Below are 18,420 nucleotides of genomic sequence, written 5' to 3'. Positions count from 1 at the left end.
CGTTGCGACGAACCCGTCCCGAGACGCGATGAAGCTGTTTAGGAAGTCGTGCCGCCGTCGACGACGATCGTCTGGCCCGTGGTCCAGGCGCCGGCCCGCGACGCCAGATAGATGGCCGCGCCGGCCAGGTCGTCGGGTTCGCCCAGGCGGCGCAGCGGCGTGCCGGAGCTGGCGCGCTTCTCGCCCTCCGGCGTGTCCCACAGCGCCTTGGCGAAGTCGGTCTTCACCAGGCCCGGGGCGATGCAGTTCACCCGGATGTTGTCCGGCCCCAGCTCGTGGGCGAGGTTCCGGGCCAGCTGCATGTCGGCGGCCTTGGAGATGCAGTAGGCGCCGATGACGGTGGAGCCGCGCAGGCCGCCGATCGACGAGACGATGATGATCGAGCCGTCCTTACGCTCGCGCATCTCGGGCGCGACCATGCCGATCAGCCAGTTGTTGGCGACGATGTTGTTGTTGAGGATCTTGCCGAACGCGTCATCGCTGATGTCGAGCTGGCTGCCGTAGAACGGGTTCGAGGCCGCGTTGCAGACCAGGATGTCGATCTTGCCGAAGGCCTTGCGGGTTTCGTCCACGAGGCGCTGAAGGTCTTCCTTCGACGAGATGTTCGCCGGCACGGCGATCGCGTGGCCCGGCCGGCTCTCATTGATCAGGTTGGCCACTTCCTCGCAGGGGCCGGCCTTGCGCGACGAGATCACAACCTTGGCGCCCTGCTCCGCCATGCGCTCGGCGATGGCGCGGCCGATGCCGCGCGACGAGCCGGTGATCACCGCGACCTTGCCGGTCAGGTCGAACAGTCCGCCTGCGCCGACCTTCAGCTTGTCCATCGTCTCGCTCACGGCGCTCTCCCAAACAGTTGTTTGACTGGTGGCCGGCATTTGCGCCGCACGTTGTCCCTCGGTCAAGGTGGACGGATGCCCAGGATGCCGTATCTTCGAAAAACAAACGGCCGGTCCGAGAGCCGTCATCGAGTACCCGGGGGAACGCTATGAAGGTTTGGACAGGGCTTGCGGCCCTCGTGATGGCGGCCGGCGCCGCGCTCGTGGTGGGCACGGAGCTGAGGGCGCAGACCGCCAGCCAGATGCCGCATCCGGGCCAGGCGATCTACCGGCTGCGCTGCGCCGCCTGCCACGACAACCCCGGCGAGACCAAGTCGCCCAGCCGCGAGACGCTGGGCGCGATGAGCTACCAGACGATCAGCTTCGCCCTGACACAGGGCAAGATGCAGGCCCAGGGCGTCGGCCTCAGCGAGGACGAGCGCGGCCAGTTGATCGGCTACCTCACCGGCCGCAGCGAGGCCAGCAGGGAGACCTGGAGCCAGGCCATGGCCTGCCCGAACGCGAAGGTGGCGCTGGGCAAGGGCGCGCCGGCCGTGTCCACCTTCGGCTTCGACGCGCGCCAGACCCGCGTGCTGACCGCCAGGCAGACCGGGCTGACGAAGGCCGGCCTCTCCAAGCTCGACCTTGCCTGGGGCATCGCGTTCCCCGACGTGACCATGATGCGGGCCCAGCCAGCCGTCGTCGGCAACATGGTCTACCTGCCGGTGGCCGAGGCCTCGGCCATGTATGCCTTTGATGTCTCCGACCCAGCCAAGCCCTGTGTGAAGTGGGTCTACAATACGCCGGGCGGCGCGCCGCTGCGCACCAGCGCGGCCTACGGCGTCATCGCCGACGGCACGCCGGTCCTGGCTTTCTCGGGCCTCGACACGACCGTCCACGTCCTCGACGCCCGCACCGGCAAGCCGCTGTGGCGCAAGCCGGTGGGGGTCTATTCCTACTCGCTGACCACCGGCACGCCGCGCGTCCTGAAGGACCGGATCATCGTCCCGGTCAGCCAGTTCGAGATCATGCAGGCCTATGACAACAACGTCTCCTGCTGCACCAACCACGGATATGTCCTGTCGCTGGATCCGAAAACCGGCGAACAGCAGTGGCGCTATGACACCATGCCCGACGCGCAACCGGTGCGGGACCGCGGTGACGGCAAGCCGCTGCTGGGCCCATCCGGCGCGCCGATCTGGAACTCGCCGCTGGTCGATGAGAAGCGCGGCCTGATCTACTTCGGCACCGGCGAAAGCAACTCGCCGCCGGCCCACCGTAACACCAACGCCCTGATCGCCATCCGGCTGAAGGACGGGACCGAAGCGTGGAGCCACCAGGCCACGCCGGACGACATCTTCAACGTCGGCTGCGGCCCCAATGGGCCCCGAGCTGCTGAACTGTGTGAAGGCGAACGAAACCGTCTATCGAGACGTCGACTTCGGCGCCTCGTTGATCCTGGCCAAGCTGAAGAACGGCAAGGAACTGGTGCTGGCCGGCCAGAAGTCCGGCACGGTCTGGGCGCTGGAGCCTGACACCGGCAAGGTGGTCTGGCGGCGCGACATCGGCGCGGGCACGCCCAACGGCGGCATCCACTGGGGCATCGGCCTGGACGGCGAGACGGTGATCGTGCCGGTGGCGCACATCGGCCGCCCCCTGCCCGGCGCCGAGGCGTTCGATCCCAAGCTTCAGCCCGGGCTCTACGGCCTGGACGTCAACACAGGCGAGATCGCGTGGCACTACTCGGCCACCCCGTCGTGCGAAGGCGAGCGCGGCAAGAAGGCGCCGCGCTGCGATCGCCTCTACGGCTTCTCCGGCGCCCCCACGATCATCGACGGCGCCGCCGTCACGGGAAGCCTCGACGGCCGTCTGTTCGTGATCGACACGAGAACCGGCGAGCGGCTCTGGACCTACGACACGCTACGCGACTTCCAAGGCCTGAACGGCGTCGCCGGGCGCGGCGGCTCCTTCGATGCAGCCTCCATCGTCGGCGTGAACGGCCTGGTCCTCGTGGGCTCCGGGTACGGCATGTTCGGCCAGGCCCCGGGCAACATGCTGCTGGCGTTCCGGCCCCAGCGCTAGCGGCACAGGCTGTAGCGGCCGAAGTCGAGGTGGAAGTGGTCGCGGTGGGCGGCGTTGTAGTCGGGGCTGAGCACCGCCCGGAACCAGTCGCATCCACCGTCCCGCACCCGCCGCAGGAAGCGGCCGTTCGACCCCTCGTCGCGGAAGTCGCCGACCACGCTGACCCGCCGGCCTGAGGCGGTGCGGAAGGCCGCCACGTCCAGGGCATTGGCCGTGGCGTGCTCGCTGCGCCGTCCCTCGGCGCGGCCGTAGATGTTTCGGCACGCGTAGCTGCCGTAGTGTTCGATGCGGGAGATCGGCTCGCCCAGTTCGGCTTCAGCCGCGGGCTGCACGACGTGGCGGCTCCAGAACGCATAGCCCAGCGCCACCGGGCAGGTGACGACGGGCGCGGCCGGCGCCAGGGCCACGGCGGCCCCGTCCCGGATCCTGACGGTGTTTTCGGTCGCGCAATCCCCGAAGTCCCGGTCGGGCTCTTCCACGAAACTCACCCCGCCGTCGGCCAGGACCTTCCGGCACTGCGCCGGATCGCCCGCCGCCCGGCCGAACTTGATCGCCGTCGCCATGCCGACCGGCTGATCCAGGCGCAGCGGCTTCCACGGCAGGTCCTGCGGCGGGGCGAAGGCGTCGACGGCGATCAGCAGCAGCAGGCTGGCGATGGCAACGTCGACCAGCGCGGTCCAGGCGCCGGCCAGCGCCAGGGTCTCGGCCGGGACCGGCTTCAGCTTGGGGAAACGGCGCGGCACTGGACTGCAACGGGCCGGGCGCCTTGCGGTTCAGGCCGCACACGGCGAAGCTCGGGCCTTGGGGGAGGATCGCTCATGAAACTGGCAGGACGGATCGCGCTCGGGCTTCTGGCCATAGGGCTCGTGCTCGTGGCCGTGGTGCTTGCGCGCACCCTCACCTACAGGCCGCCCGCCGGCCTGATCGCCTCCGACGTTGAGGTCGCGCCGCCGATCGTCGTGGATGTGCCCCGGGCGGCCCGCAACCTCAGCGGCGCCATCCGGATTCCGACCGTCCGGAACCAGGATCGCGCGGACGACCAGCTCGCCGAGTGGGCCCGACTGCACGCCTTCCTGCAGACCACATACCCCACCGCCCATGCCGCCATGTCGCGCGAAGTGATCGACGCCGAGACCCTGGTCTATACTTGGACCGGCTCGGACCGCGGTCTCGCGCCGATCATCCTCATGGCGCACCAGGACGTCGTGCCGGTGACGCCGGGAACCGAGGGTCAATGGAAGCACCCGCCCTTTTCGGGCGCCATCGCCGACGGCGCCGTCTGGGGCCGAGGCGCCATCGACGACAAGGGTTCGCTGATCGGCCTGATGGAGGCCATCGAGACCCTGGCCGCCCAGGGCTTCACGCCGAAGCGCACGGTCATCCTCGTCCTGGGCGGCGACGAGGAGGTGCAGGGCTCGGGCGCCCAGGCCGCCGCCCGGCTGCTCAAGGCCCGCGGCGTCAGCGCTGAGTTCGTGCTCGACGAGGGGCTGGTGGTGCTCGAGGACAACCCCATCACCGGGGGCAAGCTCGCCGTCATCGGCACCGCTGAGAAGGGCTATGCGACCCTGAAGGTCACCGCCAACGCCGCGGGCGGCCACTCCTCGGCCCCGCCGAAGGATGCCGGCGGCGTCGCCGTCCTGGCGAAGGCGGTGACCGCCATCGTCGAGGATCCGTTCCCGATGGCCTTCCGCGGCCCGGGCGCCGACATGCTGAAGGCGCTGGCCCCCACCGCCGACTTCCCGATCCGCATGGCCGTCGCCAACGAGTGGCTGTTCGGGCCGCTGCTGGTGGCCCAGGTGGGCGCCACGCCCCCCTGGCGCGGCTCTGCTGCACACCACCATCGCGCCCACCATGCTGAAGGGCAGCCCGAAGGAGAACGTCCTGCCGCAGGACGCCACCGCCTGGATCAACTACCGCATCGCGCCCGGCGACACCCCCGACAGCGTCATGGCGCGGGCCCGGTCCGCCGTCGGCGACCTGCCGGTGACGCTCAGCTGGAACGGCGCGCCCGCCGCGCCCTCGGCCGTCTCGTCGACGGCCTCGCTGGGCTGGAGCCTGGTCTCGGCCACCGCGGCGGCGGTGTCCGGCGCGCCGGTGGCCCCCAGCCTGGTGACCGCCGCCACCGACAGCCGCTGGATGTCGCCGGTCGCCCGCGACATCTACCGCTTTCAGCCGGTGGAGCTCGCGCTCTCGGACGTCCAGCTCATCCACGGAACCAACGAGCACCTCACGCTCCGGAACCTCGAGAAGATGGTGCAGTTCTACGCCCGGCTGATCGCCACCGCGGCCGGCTGAGCCGAAAAAGCGGGGCCTGCCGCTTGCCGGAACCCGCTCGGACCAATAACTCGGTGGAAGAGAGTTTTCCGCGGGACGGCGGCGCGATCGCGCCCCGCCCGCCAGAAGGAGCCGCCATGCTGAAGTGGACCGCCTACATGGACGAAGACGGGGACGACGAGGACAAGGGCCGCCTGCCCGACATGCCGATGACGGCGGGGCCGGTCCAAAACGCCCTCTTCAAGTCCCGCACGGTCCTGGTGTTCGGCGAGATCGACATGCGTCTGGCCGAGCGCGTGACGGCGCAGATCACCGCCCTGGCCTCGGAGAGCGACGCCCCGATCCGGATGATCATCAACTCGCCGGGCGGTCACGTCGAAAGCGGCGACACCATCCACGACATGATCAGCTTCTGCGGCGCGCCGGTGAAGGTGATCGGCACCGGCTGGGTGGCCAGCGCGGGGGCGCACATCTACCTGGGCGCCAAGAAGGAAAACCGGCTCTGCCTGCCGAACACCCGGTTCCTGCTGCACCAGCCCTCGGGCGGCGTGCGCGGCCAGGCCTCGGACATCGAGATCGAGGCCGAGGAAATCATCAAGATGCGGGAACGCGTGAACCGCATGATCGCCCGCGAGACCGGCCAGACCTACGAGAAGGTCGACAAGGACACGACCCGGAACCTCTGGATGAGCGCCGAGCAGGCCGTCGAGTACGGCATCGTCTCGCGGATCATCACGAACACCTCGGACGTCTGATCGTATGACACAGCCGTGGTGGAAGGGCGCGGTCCTCTACCACGTCTATGTCCGCAGCTTCTTCGACAGCGACGGCGACGGTCACGGCGACCTCCGCGGCGTCCTGGCGAAGCTCGACTATATCGAGAGCCTCGGGGTGGACGGCGTCTGGCTGTCGCCGATCCACCCGTCGCCGAACCGCGATTGGGGCTACGACATCGCCGATTTCGAGGGCGTCCAGGCGGACTACGGCACGCTTGAGGACTTCCAGCGGCTGCTGGACGCGGCCCACCGCCGGGGCCTCAAGGTCGTCCTTGACGAGGTGCTCAGCCATACCTCGGACGAGCATCCCTGGTTCGTCGATAGCCTGACCGGCGGCCACGACGGGCCCAAGGCCGGTTGGTATGTCTGGGCTGATCCCAAGGACGACGGAACGGCGCCCAACAACTGGCTGTCGGTGTTCGGCGGGCCGGCCTGGGCCTACCAGCCCAAGCGCCGCCAGCACTACCATCACAAGTTCCTGCGCCAGCAGCCCAAGCTGAACTGGCGTAACCCGGACGCCCGCGAGGCGGCTCTGGGCGTGCTCGACTACTGGCTCGAGAAGGGCGTCGGCGGCTTCCGGCTCGACGTCGCCGGCACCTATCTCCACGACGAGGCCCTGACCGACAACCCGCCGGTCCCCGTCGCGGCGCGGACCCGCCACGAATGGAGCCACGCGGGCAACCTGCAGCGCCACCTGCACGACTCCAACCTGCCCGAGAACGTCGAGATGCTGGACCTCATCCGTCGGCGGGTGGAGAAGCACGGCGAGCGGTTCGTGTTCGGCGAGTTCTCCGAGGAGGAGGCGCGTTGCGGCGCCTACTGCAGCCACGAGGATGGCCTCCACAGCGGCTACACCTTCGTCATGCTGCTGGCCCGCCAGCTCGATCCCGCCTTCGTGCGCGAGCACTACCGCACCCTCGCCGACTACCCGATCCACTGGCCGACGATCAGCTTCTCGAACCACGACGTGCCGCGCACCGCCAGCCGCTTCGGCGACGGTTCGCCCGAGCTCGCCAAGATGATGTTCGCCCTGCTGCTGGCGTTGAAGGGCACCACCCTGATCTATCAGGGCGAGGAACTGGGCCTGCCGCAGGCGAAGCTGACCCGGGACCAGTTGCGCGATCCCGTCGGCGACCTCTACTGGCCCTATGACGGCGGCCGCGACGGCTGCCGCACGCCCATGCCCTGGCAGCCGGGCGAGACCCTTGGCTTCACCACCGGCCAGCCCTGGCTGCCGCCCGCCGCCGAGCATCGCGGCCTGACGGTCGCCGAGCAGGAGAAGGACGTGGAGTCCGTCCTGTGGTTCGCCCGCGCCATGATCGCGCTCCGCAAGAGCTCGGCGGCGATGCGTTTGGGCGAGATCGAGTTCCTCGACATGGACGGGCAGATCCTGGCCTTCGTGCGACGGCGCGGCGACGAGGCTGTGGCCTGCCTCTTCAACTTCTCGGCCGAGCCCCGCTTCGTGGATGCGCCGCAGCTCGCGGGCGCGGCCCTCCTGGACGTCCGCGCCGGCGACGCCGACCTGCGTGGCGGCTCCATCGGCCTGTCGCCCTACGCCGCGGCGTTCCTCAAACTCGCCTGAGCCGCTATTAGGCGGCCATGGCCGAAGGCGACACCAAGAGCACGGGGGCGCGCGCTGCGAAGTTCGGCGAGGGCTTCCTCACCGACATCTGGTACTTCGCCGCCCTTTCGTCCGACCTGAAGCCGGGAAAGCTCGCCCGGCACGAGATCCTGGGCGAGCCGGTGCTGCTGGGCCGCGGCCGGAAAGGGGAGCTGTTCGCCCTGCGCGACATCTGCCCCCCACCGGGCGGCGCCGCTCTCGGCCGGGCGGGTGGTCGACGACGAGGGCGGCCAAGAGACCGTCGAGTGCCCCTACCACGGCTGGCGCTTCCGGGCCGACGGCGCCTGCGCGGCCATCCCGTCGCTCACAGCAGACCAGGCGATGGACGTCAGCCGCATCCGCGTACGCCGCTATCCGGTCGAGGAAAGCCAGGGCCTGGTTTTCGTCTGGATCGGCGCTGACCCGAGGTCCGAGCCCGGCGAGCCGCCGCCGGTCTTCCCGGGCGTGGTGGGCGGCGCGCCCAAGCTCGTCGACCGGATGGTGTTCGACGCCCACATCGACCACGCCGTCGTCGGCCTGATGGACCCCGCACACGGCCCTTACGTGCACCAGCAATGGTGGTGGCGCTCCAAGCATTCGCAGCACGAAAAAGCCAAGCGGTTCGAGCCCCGCGACGCCGGCTTCACGATGGTCCGCCACGAGCCGTCGAAGAACAGCCGGGCCTACGCCATCCTCGGCGGCCAGCCGCTGACCGAGATCACCTTCCGCCTGCCCGGCCTGCGCTGGGAGCACGTCACCGTGGGCGAGCGGCAGGTGCTGTCCCTGACCTGCCTGACCCCGGTCAATCCAGCCCAGACGCGGATCACTCAGATCGTCTGGTCCGACCACCCGGCCTTCCTGCTGCTCAAGCCCTTCATCGCCATGGGGGCCAGGGCCTTCTTGCGCCAGGACGGCCACATGGTGGACCTGCAGAACGAGGGCCTTCGCTACGATCCGACGCTCCTGTGGATCGACGACGCGGACAGGCAGGCCAAGTGGTACCAGCAGCTCAAGCGCGAATGGACGGCCAGCCGCCGCGAGGGCCGGGCGTTCGCCAACCCCGTCGAAGCCGCCGTGCTGAAGTGGCGGAGCTGAGCTAGGCCGTGGTCTTCGCGGGGTTCTGGGATCCCATGAACACCACCCTTGTGCCCTTCTTCACGGCTCCGCCCAGCTGGCGCGCGTCCCAGTTGGTCAGGCGCACGCAACCATGGCTGGCGGTCTTACCCACCAGTTTCGGCTCGGGCGCGCCATGAATGCCGTACGTGTCCTTGGTCAGGTCGATCCAGACTGCCCCCACCGGATTGTTCGGCCCCGGCTTGATGTCCAGCTTGCCGGCCGACTTGTCGCCGAAGTTCAGTTTTTTTCGGGTCGTAGTTCCAGTGGGGATCGTTGGCGACCAGGTTCACCGCCCACTCGCCGTCGGGCGTGGGCATGTCGGATGAGCCGACCGTGGCCGGGTAGGACGCGAGCAGGCTGCCGTCGGCGCCGTAGGCCCTGACCTGATTGCGGCCCTTGTCCACCTCGACGAGCGCCACCGGCGCGACGAGCACGTCGGGCCCGGGCGCGGCGACGACGATGCGGGTGCCGGCCTTGGCGAAGTCGGCGCCAGGGTTCAGCGCGGTGAGCAGCGCCTCGTCCATGTGGAACTTCTCGGCCAGGGCCTCGAGCGGGCTGGTGAAGCTCAGCCTCTCCAGCTTGGCCATCTCCTTGTAGTCGGTCGGGATCTTCTCGGCGAACGGTCCGGCGACGTCGTCCTCCGTGATCACATAGTCGGTCATCACCGGCTGCTCGTCCTTCACCAGCAGGTTCCATACCTCCCGATCCAGAAGACCGTCCTCGGGCAGGCTGCGGGCGCGCTCGAAGGCGGCGACAGCGTTCTTCATGTTCTCGCCGTCCGTCCCGTCGATGACGCCGGGCGAAAAGTGGGCGCGATCCAGCAGCACCTGAGCCCGGATCAACAGGGCGCGCTGCGCCTCGCCGGAGAGGGGCTGCCCCGTGAACTGGGCCTTGTCGATCGCCTGGGCGACCGGGTTCGACGAGGGCGTGACGGCCGGGGGAACATGCAGCGGCGCAGGGTTCACGTCCGGGGCTCGCGCCTGTTCGGTCTGGGCGGCTCTTTCGCCGCACGCCGCCAGCGACAGCGCCGCTGCGCCGGCCAGGAAAAGCGCCTTCGCCGAATTCATGCTGGACCTCTCCGATGCGCCGCGCGTTTGCTGCGGCTGATGGTGAAGGTGCGAGACGCATTCAGGTTCCTGGGCGCCCTCCTGGCGGCGGTGGTCCTGCTGCTGCTTCTCGTGTTCCGGGTGACGAGCTGCGCCCCGGCCCAGAAGGCGCAGGCCCCGCCGGCCGGCATACCGGGCCGGACGGCGGAGAGCCGGACCGATCCCCCGGGATGCGAGAGCCCCGCCTGGCGCGCTGCGGCCCAGGCCAACGCCAGCGCCTTGCGCGGGAAGGTCTGGTCACCGTTCGGGCGCACCGAGATCGGCTGGGAGACCTACGCACCGCTGATCCAGACCGAAGTCGGCACCGCCTGCCCGCCCGACACCGAAGGGTTCGCCGCCGCCTTCGCGGCCTGGCAGGATCGCAAGTCGCTGCCGGTCGACGGCGTGCTCGACGAGGCCGACTTCCAGTTCGTCAAGGCCGAGGTGCAGACGCGCCGCGCCGTCGTCAACCTGGCGGCCCAGGGGATCTGTCCGGACACGGCGAACGAGATTGCGGCCGCTCGCCCGCACGAGGGCTATATGAACAAGCAGGTGTGGCTGCGGCCCGGCGCGCTGGCCGCCTATCGCCGGATGGTCGCGGAAGCGCGTCAGGTCCCCGAGATCGCCGCCGATCCCCGCAACCTGACCATCTTCTCGGGGTACCGCTCGCCGGCCGCCGACGCCGCACGCTGCGCGACGGAGGGCAATTGTGACGGCATTGCCCGCGCCCGTTGCTCACCCCACCGTACAGGCCTGGCCATGGACATCTACGTCGGGCAGGCGCCGGGGTACGGACCCGACTCCAGCGCCGATCCCAATCGCCTGTTCATGAGCAAGACGCCGACCTACCGCTGGCTGCTGGCCAACGCCGGGCGCTTCGGCTTCGTGAACTACCCGTTCGAGCCGTGGCACTGGGAATGGACGGGCGAGAAACCCTGATCGGCTCGCGCCGAACTTGTGTTGCACGCGCCGAGGTGGCGCCTCTAGGGTCCGCACCATGCCAAGCTTGACCTTGAATGGCGTCGAGATCGCCTACGACGACATCTCGCCGCCGGGCGGCGCGGAGCGGACGGCGGTGTTCCTTCATGGCTACGCCTCGAACCGGAACGAAGGTTGGCGCCGAACCGGCTGGTACGGCGCCTTCGAGCGGCGGCGCGCGCGGGTCGTGGCGCTGGACCAGCGCGGGCACGGCGAGAGCGCCAAGCCGCGCGAGCCCGAGGCCTACGCCCGTGAGGCCATGGCCGGCGACGTGCTGGCCCTGCTGGACGCGCTCGGCGTCGGCCGCTTCGATCTGATCGGCTATTCGATGGGGACCCGTACAGCGCTGCAGGTCGCGCTGGCCGCCCCAGATCGGGTTTCCAATCTCGTCCTGGGCGGCGTGGGCGGCCGGTTCTTCGAGCCGCGCAGCCCGGACCAGGCCCAGGCCCTGTCGGACGCCATGCTGGCGGAAGACCCCGCGACGATCGACCATCCGCTGCTGCGTAGCTTTCGCCACTTCGCGGACGAGCAGGGCGAGGATCGCAAGGCGCTCGCCGCCTTCGCCCGGACGAGCAACCCGCCCTTCCGACCCGCGGATCTGGGCCGACTGGCGATGCCCGTGCTGGTGGTCGCCGGCCAGCGCGACGACACGGCCGGCGATCCCGAGGAGCTCGCCCGGGCGTTCCCGCACGGGCGTGGCGTCACGGTGATCGGCTGCGACCACTTCTCGGCGATCCCGCACGCCCTGACCAAGGCCGCAGTCTTCGACTTTCTCGACGGCCTCCTCGACGACCCTTTCCCGCCGAGCTTCTAGGCGGCGAAGTTGTAGGCGCCGCCGGCCTCGAGGGCTCTGCGATAGGCGGGCCGCGCCTGGAAGCGCGCGACCCAGGCGGCCAGGCTCGGGCGGGTCTGCAGCCGGCCGAACGCGCGGGCCACTTCGCCCACGAAGCTCATCTGAATGTCGGCCGCCGAGAACTCGCCCATGAGCCATTCGCGGCTGCCGAGCGCCTGCTCCACATAGTCCAGGTGATTGGCGATCTCGCTGTCGATGCGCGGCTGCAGCGGCGCGCCCGCCTCGCCCAGACGCCCGACGTAGAGCTGCAACATCAGCGGCAGCATCGCCGAGCCCTCCGCGTAGTGGAGCCACTGCACGTAGGCCTCGTAGGCGTCGCTGTCCGCGGGCGGCGCGAGTCGGCCCCCGCCATGGCGGCGCACAAGGTAATCCACGATCGCGCCCGACTTCGTGGACGGTCCGCCCGGCGTCGGTGATCACGGGGCTCTTCCCAAGTGGGTGCACCGCCTTCAACTCGGGCGGCGCGAGCCGCGTCGCGGCGTCCCGCTCGTATCGCTTGATCTCGTAGGGAAGGCCCAGCTCCTCCAGCAGCCATAGGATGCGCTGCGAGCGGGAGTCGTTGAGGTGGTGGACGACGATCATCGGGGGCCTCCGTTGCGATCCTCCGGACTAAGCCCCGCGCGCCGCGGCGGCGCAACGGTTCAGCGGGGCCGGAAGCCCTCGGCGATCAGTCCGATCTGCCGGTCCATGACCTCGGTCAGGGCGTTGGTGTCGTAGCTGCGCGTGACCACCAGCCGGTACGTCCAGGCGTAGGCCGCCATGAGCAGGTCGACGATCTCCTGGAGGTTGGCTTCGCGACAGACATCGCCCTCCTCCACGCCCTTGTGCAGGCACTCGTGGATGATTTCCTGCAGTCTGGGCGTGCGTCCGTAGGGTCGGGCCGCGGGGGGCAGCGTCCAATCGTAGGCGGCGGCGATGTGCGAGAGGAACAGGCGCACGTGCTGCGCCTCGAAGTTGAAGTGGATGGCGAACATCGTCCGCAGCCGATCGGCCGTGGAGCCGCGCAGATGCGGCATCACTCGGTCGAGCTCGCCGTAGAGGCCGTCCAGCCGGCTCTGCATCACCTCCGAGAGGATTTCCCCCTTGGACGCGAAGGTCGTGAATACCGACCCCACGGCGACCCCGGCGTGACGGGCGATGTCGCGCACCGTCGCACCTTGGTAGCCGTGGGTGTCGAAGAGTTCCCGCGCGGCGGCGAGCACCTTCTGGCGCGTCGCTTCCTTCTGCGACTGCCGTGCGGCGGCCCGCCTCGCGTCGGTTGACACGCTTGCCTTCATGACCCCCCCAGGTCGTTCAGGCTTAGCCGCGCCGGGCGCCGGCCAGCAGGATCCGGATCTGGTCCCGGGCTCGGGCCTGCAGGGCCTCGAGGCTCCAGCCTTCGAAGATCGCCTGGACGAAGTTCGAAAGGTAGGCCTCGAATAGCATCTGGCTGCGCAGCTTGGCCTCAGCCTCCTGCCGCAGCTCGCCGTTCTCGATGGCGAGATTCAGCTGCTCGGTGAACAGCTCGTGCATGCCCTGGACCGGGCCCAGGCTGCGCAGCACCGGGCCGCCGTCCGGGGTCCAGGAGACGCCGAATGCTGCACGGGCGAGCGGCAGGCGGCTCTTGTAGAAGGAATAGCCGGCCATGAAGACCTTCAGGAGAGCGTCTTCGACGCCTCGGCCTCGGCTGGCGGCTTCGCGCATGGAGTCCAGCAGGGCTTCGGTGTCCGCGGTCATGATCTCGCGGAAGAGGTCCGACTTGTCGGTGAAGTTGGCGAACACCGCGCCGGTCGACATGCCTGCCGCGGCGGCGATGTCACGGATGGTGGCGCCTTCGTAGCCCTCTTCCGAGAAGAGCTTGCGGGCGGCCGCCAGCACCTTGGCGCGGGTCTGTTGCTTGGCGAGGGCGCGACGGGTCGGGGCGCGGACCGGGGACTCGGCGGCGACCTGGTTCGGGGAGATGTGCTTCATCGTTCTCTTAGGCTGTCCGGGGGGACCGGGGGTTCCTGTCTCAAATGAGCGCCGCTGGGAGACGTCGCTCGGTGAGCGTGTTCAGATAACTCGTTATATTCCCACGAACATGGTGGTCGTCGTGGTTGTAGCCAAGCGCCTGACGGCGCCATTCCACCCTCTGCAACCTTATGGCGTATTCTCGTTCGTGCCCCCGCCGAATCTAACGTTCGATCAGGAGCGACGCTCGTTGAACATGATCAACGACCATCAAGTCAAGCTCAAAGCGCCCATTTCGGGTTTGCGATGGCCCCGCTGCTCGCCGACGCCTAGATTGCGCGCATGGATCTAGTGAATCTCGTGATCTTCGCCGTGCTGGGCCTGCTGCTGCTGGTGCTCGCCGCCGGGCTCTATGCGCTCTTCCGTGGCGGCGACTTCGGGCGGTCGTATTCCAACAAGCTGATGCGCCTGCGGGTCCTCGTGCAGTTCGTCGCCATCCTTATCCTGGCCGGCGTGCTGTGGTGGCGGTCGCAGGGCTGAGCCGCCGCACATGGTGACCCTGAACCGCATCTACACCCGCACCGGCGACGCCGGTCAGACGCGCCTCGCCACCGGCCAGTCGGTGAGCAAGTCCGACCCGCGCGTCGAGGCGTACGGCGCCGTGGACGAAACCAACGCGTGCCTGGGCCTCGCCCGGCTGCACCCTGTCGATGCAACGTTCGACGCCATGCTGGCGCGGATCCAGAACGAACTGTTCGACCTGGGCGCCGACCTCGCCACGCCGCCGAAGCCCGACGAGGCCGAGGGCCAGGCGCTCCGCGTCTCGGACAATCAGGTGGCGCGGCTCGAGGCCGAGATCGACGCGATGAATGACACCCTGCCCGCGCTGCAGTCGTTCATCCTGCCGGCCGGGTCGCCCGCCGCCGCGGCCCTGCACCTGGCCCGCACGGTCTGCCGTCGCGCCGAGCGCGAGGCGGTCCGCCTCGTCGAGCACGGAGCCCCCGTCAGCGGCCCGGCGATGCGCTATCTGAACCGGCTGTCCGACCTGCTGTTCGTCGCGGCGCGCTACGCCAACGACCGGGGCCGGTCCGAGGTGTTCTGGAAGTCCGGCGCGACGCGCTAGGGCTGAATCGCCGCAGGAGCCGGCGGAGGCGCGCTGCGCCCGATGGCGGCGCGAGCCTCCGCCTCGGCCTGCTTGTCCTGGATGGTGCGACCGGTGATGTCGGAGATCAGCACGGGCTGGGCGCAGACGCGCTCGCCGGCGTCCCACCACTTCTTCGCCTCGGTGCAGCGCTTGCCGGGGATCGCCCAACCCACCGTCCACACCACGACGCCCACGACCGCCAGGCCGAAAACGCCGAGGAAGATCAGCTTGAGGCGCTCGATCGTGGGGTTCATGCGGGCCTTCTAGAAAACTTGCGCGACGTTCGCTAGCCGGTCGCGGCGACCGAATTGCGGCGCCTGCGAAGACGGTTGCCCCGAGGTCGCCTCTGCGACGGGTTTGCAAACCCCTCCGGAAGCTTTATGCCCCGGGCGTCCCATTTTTTCGCAATGCAAATTTGAGGCGCTAGCAACCCATGAAGGTGTTGGTCCCGGTCAAGCGGGTGATCGACTACAACGTCAAGGCTCGGGTGAAAGCCGACCAGACGGGCGTCGACCTCGCGAACGTGAAGATGTCGATGAATCCCTTCGACGAGATCGCCGTCGAAGAGGCCGTCCGGCTGAAGGAGAAGGGCGCCGCCACCGAGGTGGTCGCCGTGTCCGTTGGCCCGGCGCAGGCTCAGGAGACCCTGCGGACCGCCTTGGCCATGGGCGCCGACCGCGCGATCCTGGTCCAGACCGACCAGGATCTCGAGCCCCTGGCCGTCGCCAAGGTGCTGAAGGCGCTGATCGGGGAAGAAAACCCCGAGCTCGTCGTGATGGGCAAGCAGGCCATCGACGGCGACAACGCCGCCACCGGCCAGATGCTCGCCGCGATCCTCGAGTGGCCTCAGGCCACCTTCGCCAGCGCCGTCCGAAGTGGCCGGCGGTTCGGCCAAGGTCACCCGCGAAGTCGACGGGGGCCTGCAGACGATCGAAGTGACGCTGCCCGCCATCGTCACCGCCGACCTGCGCCTGAACGAGCCGCGCTACGCCTCGCTGCCGAACATCATGAAGGCCAAGAAGAAGCCGCTCGACGTGAAGGAGCTGGGCTCGCTCGGCGTCGACACCGCGCCGCGCCTCAAGGTCGTCAAGGTCACCGAGCCGCCGAAGCGCGCCGGCGGCGTCAAGGTCGAAACCGTCGCCGACCTCGTCATGAAGCTGAAGAACGAAGCGGGGGTCCTCTAATGGCCGTTCTCGTCATCGCCGATCACGACAACCAGACCCTCCGGGACAACACCCACAAGACCGTCACCGCGGCGCAGAAGCTGTCGGGCGACGTGGACGTCCTGGTCGCCGGCACGAACACCGCCGCCATCGCCGCGGAAGCCGCCAAGATCGCCGGCGTCCGCAAGGTGCTGGCCGCCGAGAGCGCCGAGCTGGGCCAGGGCCTGGCCGAGGCGTTCGAAGCCCTGGTGGTTCCGTTGGCCGCGAACTACGACGCCGTGCTGACGCCCGCCACCTCCCAGGGCAAGAACATCAGCCCGCGCATCGCCGCCAAGTTGGATGTGGCCCAGATCTCGGACGTGGTGGACGTCGTCGACGCCAACACCTTCGTGCGGCCGATCTACGCCGGCAACGCGCTGGAGACGGTCACCTCCTCGGACTCCAAGAAGATCGTCACCGTCCGCCCCACCGTCTTCAAGGCGGCGGCGGAAGGCGGCTCGGCCTCGGTCGAGACGATCGCCGCTCCGGCCGCCCCGGCCAAGGCGAAGTTCGTCGGCCAGGAGATCGTGAAGTCGGCCCGTCCCGACCTCGGCGGCGCCAAGATCGTCGTCTCGGGCGGCCGCGCCCTCGGCTCGGCCGAAGAGTTCCAGAAGGTCATCGAACCGCTCGCCGACAAGCTCGGCGCGGCCGTGGGCGCCTCGCGGGCCGCCGTGGACGCCGGCTATGCGCCCAACGACTACCAGGTCGGCCAGACCGGCAAGGTCGTGGCCCCCGAGCTCTACATCGCCGTGGGCATCTCGGGCGCCATCCAGCACCTGGCCGGCATGAAGGACTCCAAGGTCATCGTCGCCATCAACAAGGACGGCGACGCGCCGATCTTCCAGGTGGCCGACTACGGCCTGGTCGCCGACTACAAGTCTGCCGTGCCCGAGCTGATGGACGAGCTGTCGAAGGTCGGCAAGTAACTGCGCAGCGGGTCGTCTCGGCGGGCCGCCAGGCCCGTGCAGGATCTACCCCGCTCGGATCGACATTGGGGCGGCTCCTCAGGGGCCGCCCCTTTTCGTGCGCGCCGACCTGGACCTCGGCTGGACCCACCCTTCCCCGACGTCAGCGCGAAACAAGCGGTGCTGCGGCGCAGCAAAAGCCTTGCCGCACCGCGCACAGGGCATGTTAGAAAGCCGTCACAAAGATCGGGCGCGCTCCGCGGGGCGCCGTATCGAGGCTCAAGGCTGAATGGTTCAGATCAGGTCGGTTGGCGTCATCGGCGCCGGCCAGATGGGTTCCGGCATCGCACACGTCTGCGCCCTGGGCGGCTATGACGTCCTGCTGCACGACGTCAGCGAAGACCGGGTGAAGCAGGGTCTCTCGACCATCGAGAAGAACCTGACGCGCCAGGTTTCACGCGGCATCATCGAGCCGGCGGCCATGGAAGCCGCCCTGGGCCGGATCAAGGCTGCGCCCGAGCTGCAGACGATCGGCAAGACCGACCTCGCCATCGAGGCGGCGACCGAGGACGAAGAGGTCAAGAAGGCCATCTTCAAGGCGCTGTCGCCGCACCTCGCCGCCAACACCATCCTGGCGTCGAACACCTCGTCGATCTCGATCACCCGCTTGGCGTCGACGACCGACCGCCCCGGGCGGTTCATCGGCCTGCACTTCATGAACCCGGTGCCGCTGATGAACCTCGTGGAGATCATCCGCGGCATCGCCACCGACGCCGACACCTACGAGACCGCGGTCAATTTCGCCAAGTCGCTGGGCAAGACCACCTCGAACGCCGAGGATTTCCCGGCCTTCATCGTGAACCGCATCCTGGTGCCGATGATCAACGAGGCGATCTACACGCTGTACGAAGGCGTGGGCACGGTCGACGCCATCGACACCGCCATGAAGCTGGGCGCCAACCATCCGATGGGGCCGCTGGAGCTCGGCGACTTCATCGGCCTCGACACCGTGCTGTCGATCATGAACGTGCTGTACGAGGGCTTGTCGGACTCGAAGTACCGGCCCTGCCCGCTGCTGGTGAAGTACGTCGAGGCCGGCTGGCTCGGCCGCAAGTCGGGCCGCGGCTTCTACGACTATCGCGGCGAAAAGCCCGTCCCGACGCGCTGACCTTCCCCGCCCTTGCCGGGCCGGGAAAAAGATCGCCGCCGCCTGTCGGCCCGCCCTATCCTCCCCCGTCCTTTAGGTTCGGATGAGGTACGCGCCGATGCTCTACGCCCTGCTCTGCTACAACGCCGAGGACGTGGTCTTCTCCTGGACGAAGGCCGAGGACGACGCCGTCATGGCCAGGCTGGGCGTGGTCCACGACCGGCTGGCGGAGGCCGGCAAGCTCGGCCCCTCCCTTCGCCTGCTGCCGACGACGGCCGCCACGACTCTGCGCAAGAGCGATCCGCCGATGGTCATCGACGGCCCCTTCGCCGAGACCAAGGAGCAACTGCTCGGCTTCTACGTCATCGACTGCGAGACGCTGGACGAGGCGCTGGAGATTGCCCGTGACCTCGGCCGCGCCAATCCGGGCGGCGCCTACGAGATCCGCCCGATCCGGCTGTTCCTGCCCGGCGCCCTGCCCGCCGACGCCGCCGAGAAGGTGAGCGCGTAGCGC

At 69.1% G+C, this 18,420-nt stretch carries 18 protein-coding genes and 4 pseudogenes; 14 read left to right on the top strand and 8 right to left on the bottom strand.

Annotation, left to right across the window (positions count from 1 at the left end; genetic code table 11):
• Positions 1-38: 38 nt before the first annotated feature.
• Complete coding sequence (locus LRS10_RS09345; protein ID WP_257839123.1) at positions 39-824, bottom strand: SDR family oxidoreductase; 786 nt, start codon at positions 822-824, stop codon at positions 39-41.
• Between the two features lie 161 nt (positions 825-985).
• Here LRS10_RS09345 and LRS10_RS09340 point away from each other — a divergent pair, with 161 nt between their 5' ends.
• Both LRS10_RS09340 and LRS10_RS09335 read left to right on the top strand, forming a co-directional pair.
• Entirely contained in the window at positions 986-2,350 is a 1,365-nt protein-coding gene (locus LRS10_RS09340; protein ID WP_257837003.1) for a PQQ-binding-like beta-propeller repeat protein, read from the top strand.
• The gene (locus tag LRS10_RS09335) at positions 2,268-2,897 is read left to right on the top strand and encodes a PQQ-like beta-propeller repeat protein (protein ID WP_257837002.1); all 630 of its coding nucleotides are present in this window, start codon (positions 2,268-2,270) and stop codon (positions 2,895-2,897) included. Before LRS10_RS09340 ends, LRS10_RS09335 begins: the two co-directional genes overlap by 83 nt.
• Here the strand turns inward: LRS10_RS09335 and LRS10_RS09330 are convergent.
• Positions 2,894-3,640 carry an extensin family protein gene (locus LRS10_RS09330; RefSeq protein WP_257837001.1) on the bottom strand — a complete coding sequence of 249 codons (747 nt, stop codon included), beginning with the start codon at positions 3,638-3,640 and terminating at the stop codon, positions 2,894-2,896. The genes LRS10_RS09335 and LRS10_RS09330 overlap by 4 nt on opposite strands.
• Positions 3,641-3,715: 75 nt before the next feature.
• On the opposite strand from LRS10_RS09330, the pseudogene LRS10_RS09325 reads away from it, so the two are divergent.
• The 4 genes and pseudogenes from LRS10_RS09325 to LRS10_RS09310 all read left to right on the top strand — a co-directional run bounded on the left by LRS10_RS09325 (position 3,716) and on the right by LRS10_RS09310 (position 8,642).
• Positions 3,716-5,192: pseudogene (locus LRS10_RS09325) on the top strand (M20 family peptidase).
• 116 nt (positions 5,193-5,308) lie between these two features.
• Positions 5,309-5,926, top strand: coding sequence for an ATP-dependent Clp protease proteolytic subunit (locus LRS10_RS09320; RefSeq protein WP_308237946.1), 618 nt, complete (start codon positions 5,309-5,311; stop codon positions 5,924-5,926).
• 4 nt (positions 5,927-5,930) lie between these two features.
• Positions 5,931-7,529 (top strand): alpha-glucosidase family protein, encoded by a 1,599-nt coding sequence (locus LRS10_RS09315; RefSeq protein WP_257837000.1) that lies wholly within the window; start codon positions 5,931-5,933, stop codon positions 7,527-7,529.
• 17 nt (positions 7,530-7,546) lie between these two features.
• Positions 7,547-8,642: pseudogene (locus LRS10_RS09310) on the top strand (Rieske 2Fe-2S domain-containing protein).
• Position 8,643: 1 nt separating this feature from the next.
• Here LRS10_RS09310 and LRS10_RS09305 read toward each other — a convergent pair.
• Both LRS10_RS09305 and LRS10_RS09300 read right to left on the bottom strand, forming a co-directional pair.
• Positions 8,644-8,844 (bottom strand): L,D-transpeptidase, encoded by a 201-nt coding sequence (locus LRS10_RS09305; protein ID WP_257836999.1) that lies wholly within the window; start codon positions 8,842-8,844, stop codon positions 8,644-8,646.
• Positions 8,768-9,730 (bottom strand): L,D-transpeptidase family protein, encoded by a 963-nt coding sequence (locus LRS10_RS09300; RefSeq protein ID WP_257836998.1) that lies wholly within the window; start codon positions 9,728-9,730, stop codon positions 8,768-8,770. Before LRS10_RS09300 ends, LRS10_RS09305 begins: the two co-directional genes overlap by 77 nt.
• 48 nt (positions 9,731-9,778) lie before the next feature.
• Here LRS10_RS09300 and LRS10_RS09295 point away from each other — a divergent pair, with 48 nt between their 5' ends.
• Positions 9,779-10,687 carry a M15 family metallopeptidase gene (locus LRS10_RS09295; RefSeq protein WP_257836997.1) on the top strand — a complete coding sequence of 303 codons (909 nt, stop codon included), beginning with the start codon at positions 9,779-9,781 and terminating at the stop codon, positions 10,685-10,687.
• A 58-nt stretch (positions 10,688-10,745) separates the two neighbouring features.
• Positions 10,746-11,540: an alpha/beta fold hydrolase gene (locus LRS10_RS09290; RefSeq protein WP_257836996.1), complete on the top strand. Its 795-nt coding sequence runs from the start codon at positions 10,746-10,748 to the stop codon at positions 11,538-11,540.
• Here LRS10_RS09290 and LRS10_RS09285 read toward each other — a convergent pair.
• From LRS10_RS09285 to LRS10_RS09275, 3 genes and pseudogenes are all read right to left on the bottom strand, one after another.
• Positions 11,537-12,161: pseudogene (locus tag LRS10_RS09285) on the bottom strand (glutathione S-transferase family protein). The gene LRS10_RS09290 and the pseudogene LRS10_RS09285 sit on opposite strands and share 4 nt — an antisense overlap.
• Before the next feature lie 59 nt (positions 12,162-12,220).
• Positions 12,221-12,844, bottom strand: a complete 624-nt coding sequence (locus tag LRS10_RS09280) for a TetR/AcrR family transcriptional regulator (RefSeq protein ID WP_257836995.1) — start codon at positions 12,842-12,844, stop codon at positions 12,221-12,223.
• Positions 12,845-12,878: 34 nt separating this feature from the next.
• Positions 12,879-13,529, bottom strand: a complete 651-nt coding sequence (locus LRS10_RS09275) for a TetR/AcrR family transcriptional regulator (protein WP_257836994.1) — start codon at positions 13,527-13,529, stop codon at positions 12,879-12,881.
• Between the two features lie 321 nt (positions 13,530-13,850).
• Here LRS10_RS09275 and LRS10_RS09270 point away from each other — a divergent pair, with 321 nt between their 5' ends.
• Together LRS10_RS09270 and LRS10_RS09265 are read left to right on the top strand one after the other, a co-directional pair.
• A complete protein-coding gene (locus tag LRS10_RS09270) occupies positions 13,851-14,048 on the top strand; it encodes a twin transmembrane helix small protein (RefSeq protein ID WP_257836993.1) in 198 nt (65 codons plus the stop codon).
• A 10-nt stretch (positions 14,049-14,058) separates the two neighbouring features.
• Complete coding sequence (locus LRS10_RS09265; protein WP_257836992.1) at positions 14,059-14,631, top strand: cob(I)yrinic acid a,c-diamide adenosyltransferase; 573 nt, start codon at positions 14,059-14,061, stop codon at positions 14,629-14,631.
• Here LRS10_RS09265 and LRS10_RS09260 read toward each other — a convergent pair.
• A complete protein-coding gene (locus tag LRS10_RS09260; RefSeq protein WP_257836991.1) occupies positions 14,628-14,906 on the bottom strand; it encodes a hypothetical protein in 279 nt (92 codons plus the stop codon). The two genes, LRS10_RS09265 and LRS10_RS09260, sit on opposite strands and share 4 nt — an antisense overlap.
• Positions 14,907-15,085: 179 nt before the next feature.
• Between LRS10_RS09260 and LRS10_RS09255 the strand changes: the two are divergent.
• The 4 genes and pseudogenes from LRS10_RS09255 to LRS10_RS09240 all read left to right on the top strand — a co-directional run bounded on the left by LRS10_RS09255 (position 15,086) and on the right by LRS10_RS09240 (position 18,417).
• Positions 15,086-15,836, top strand: a pseudogene (locus LRS10_RS09255) (electron transfer flavoprotein subunit beta/FixA family protein).
• Positions 15,836-16,780: an electron transfer flavoprotein subunit alpha/FixB family protein gene (locus LRS10_RS09250; protein ID WP_257836990.1), complete on the top strand. Its 945-nt coding sequence runs from the start codon at positions 15,836-15,838 to the stop codon at positions 16,778-16,780. The pseudogene LRS10_RS09255 and the gene LRS10_RS09250 overlap by 1 nt, the downstream one beginning before the upstream one ends.
• Before the next feature lie 268 nt (positions 16,781-17,048).
• Positions 17,049-17,927: a 3-hydroxybutyryl-CoA dehydrogenase gene (locus LRS10_RS09245; protein ID WP_257836989.1), complete on the top strand. Its 879-nt coding sequence runs from the start codon at positions 17,049-17,051 to the stop codon at positions 17,925-17,927.
• A 97-nt stretch (positions 17,928-18,024) separates the two neighbouring features.
• Positions 18,025-18,417, top strand: coding sequence for a YciI family protein (locus tag LRS10_RS09240; RefSeq protein ID WP_257839121.1), 393 nt, complete (start codon positions 18,025-18,027; stop codon positions 18,415-18,417).
• The last annotated feature ends 3 nt before the right edge of the window (positions 18,418-18,420 follow it).

Origin of the sequence: Phenylobacterium sp. J426 (genome assembly GCF_024699945.1) — a bacterium.
In the GTDB taxonomy this organism is placed as follows: Bacteria; Pseudomonadota; Alphaproteobacteria; order Caulobacterales; family Caulobacteraceae; genus Phenylobacterium.
This window is presented reverse-complemented; position numbering and strand designations above follow the sequence as displayed.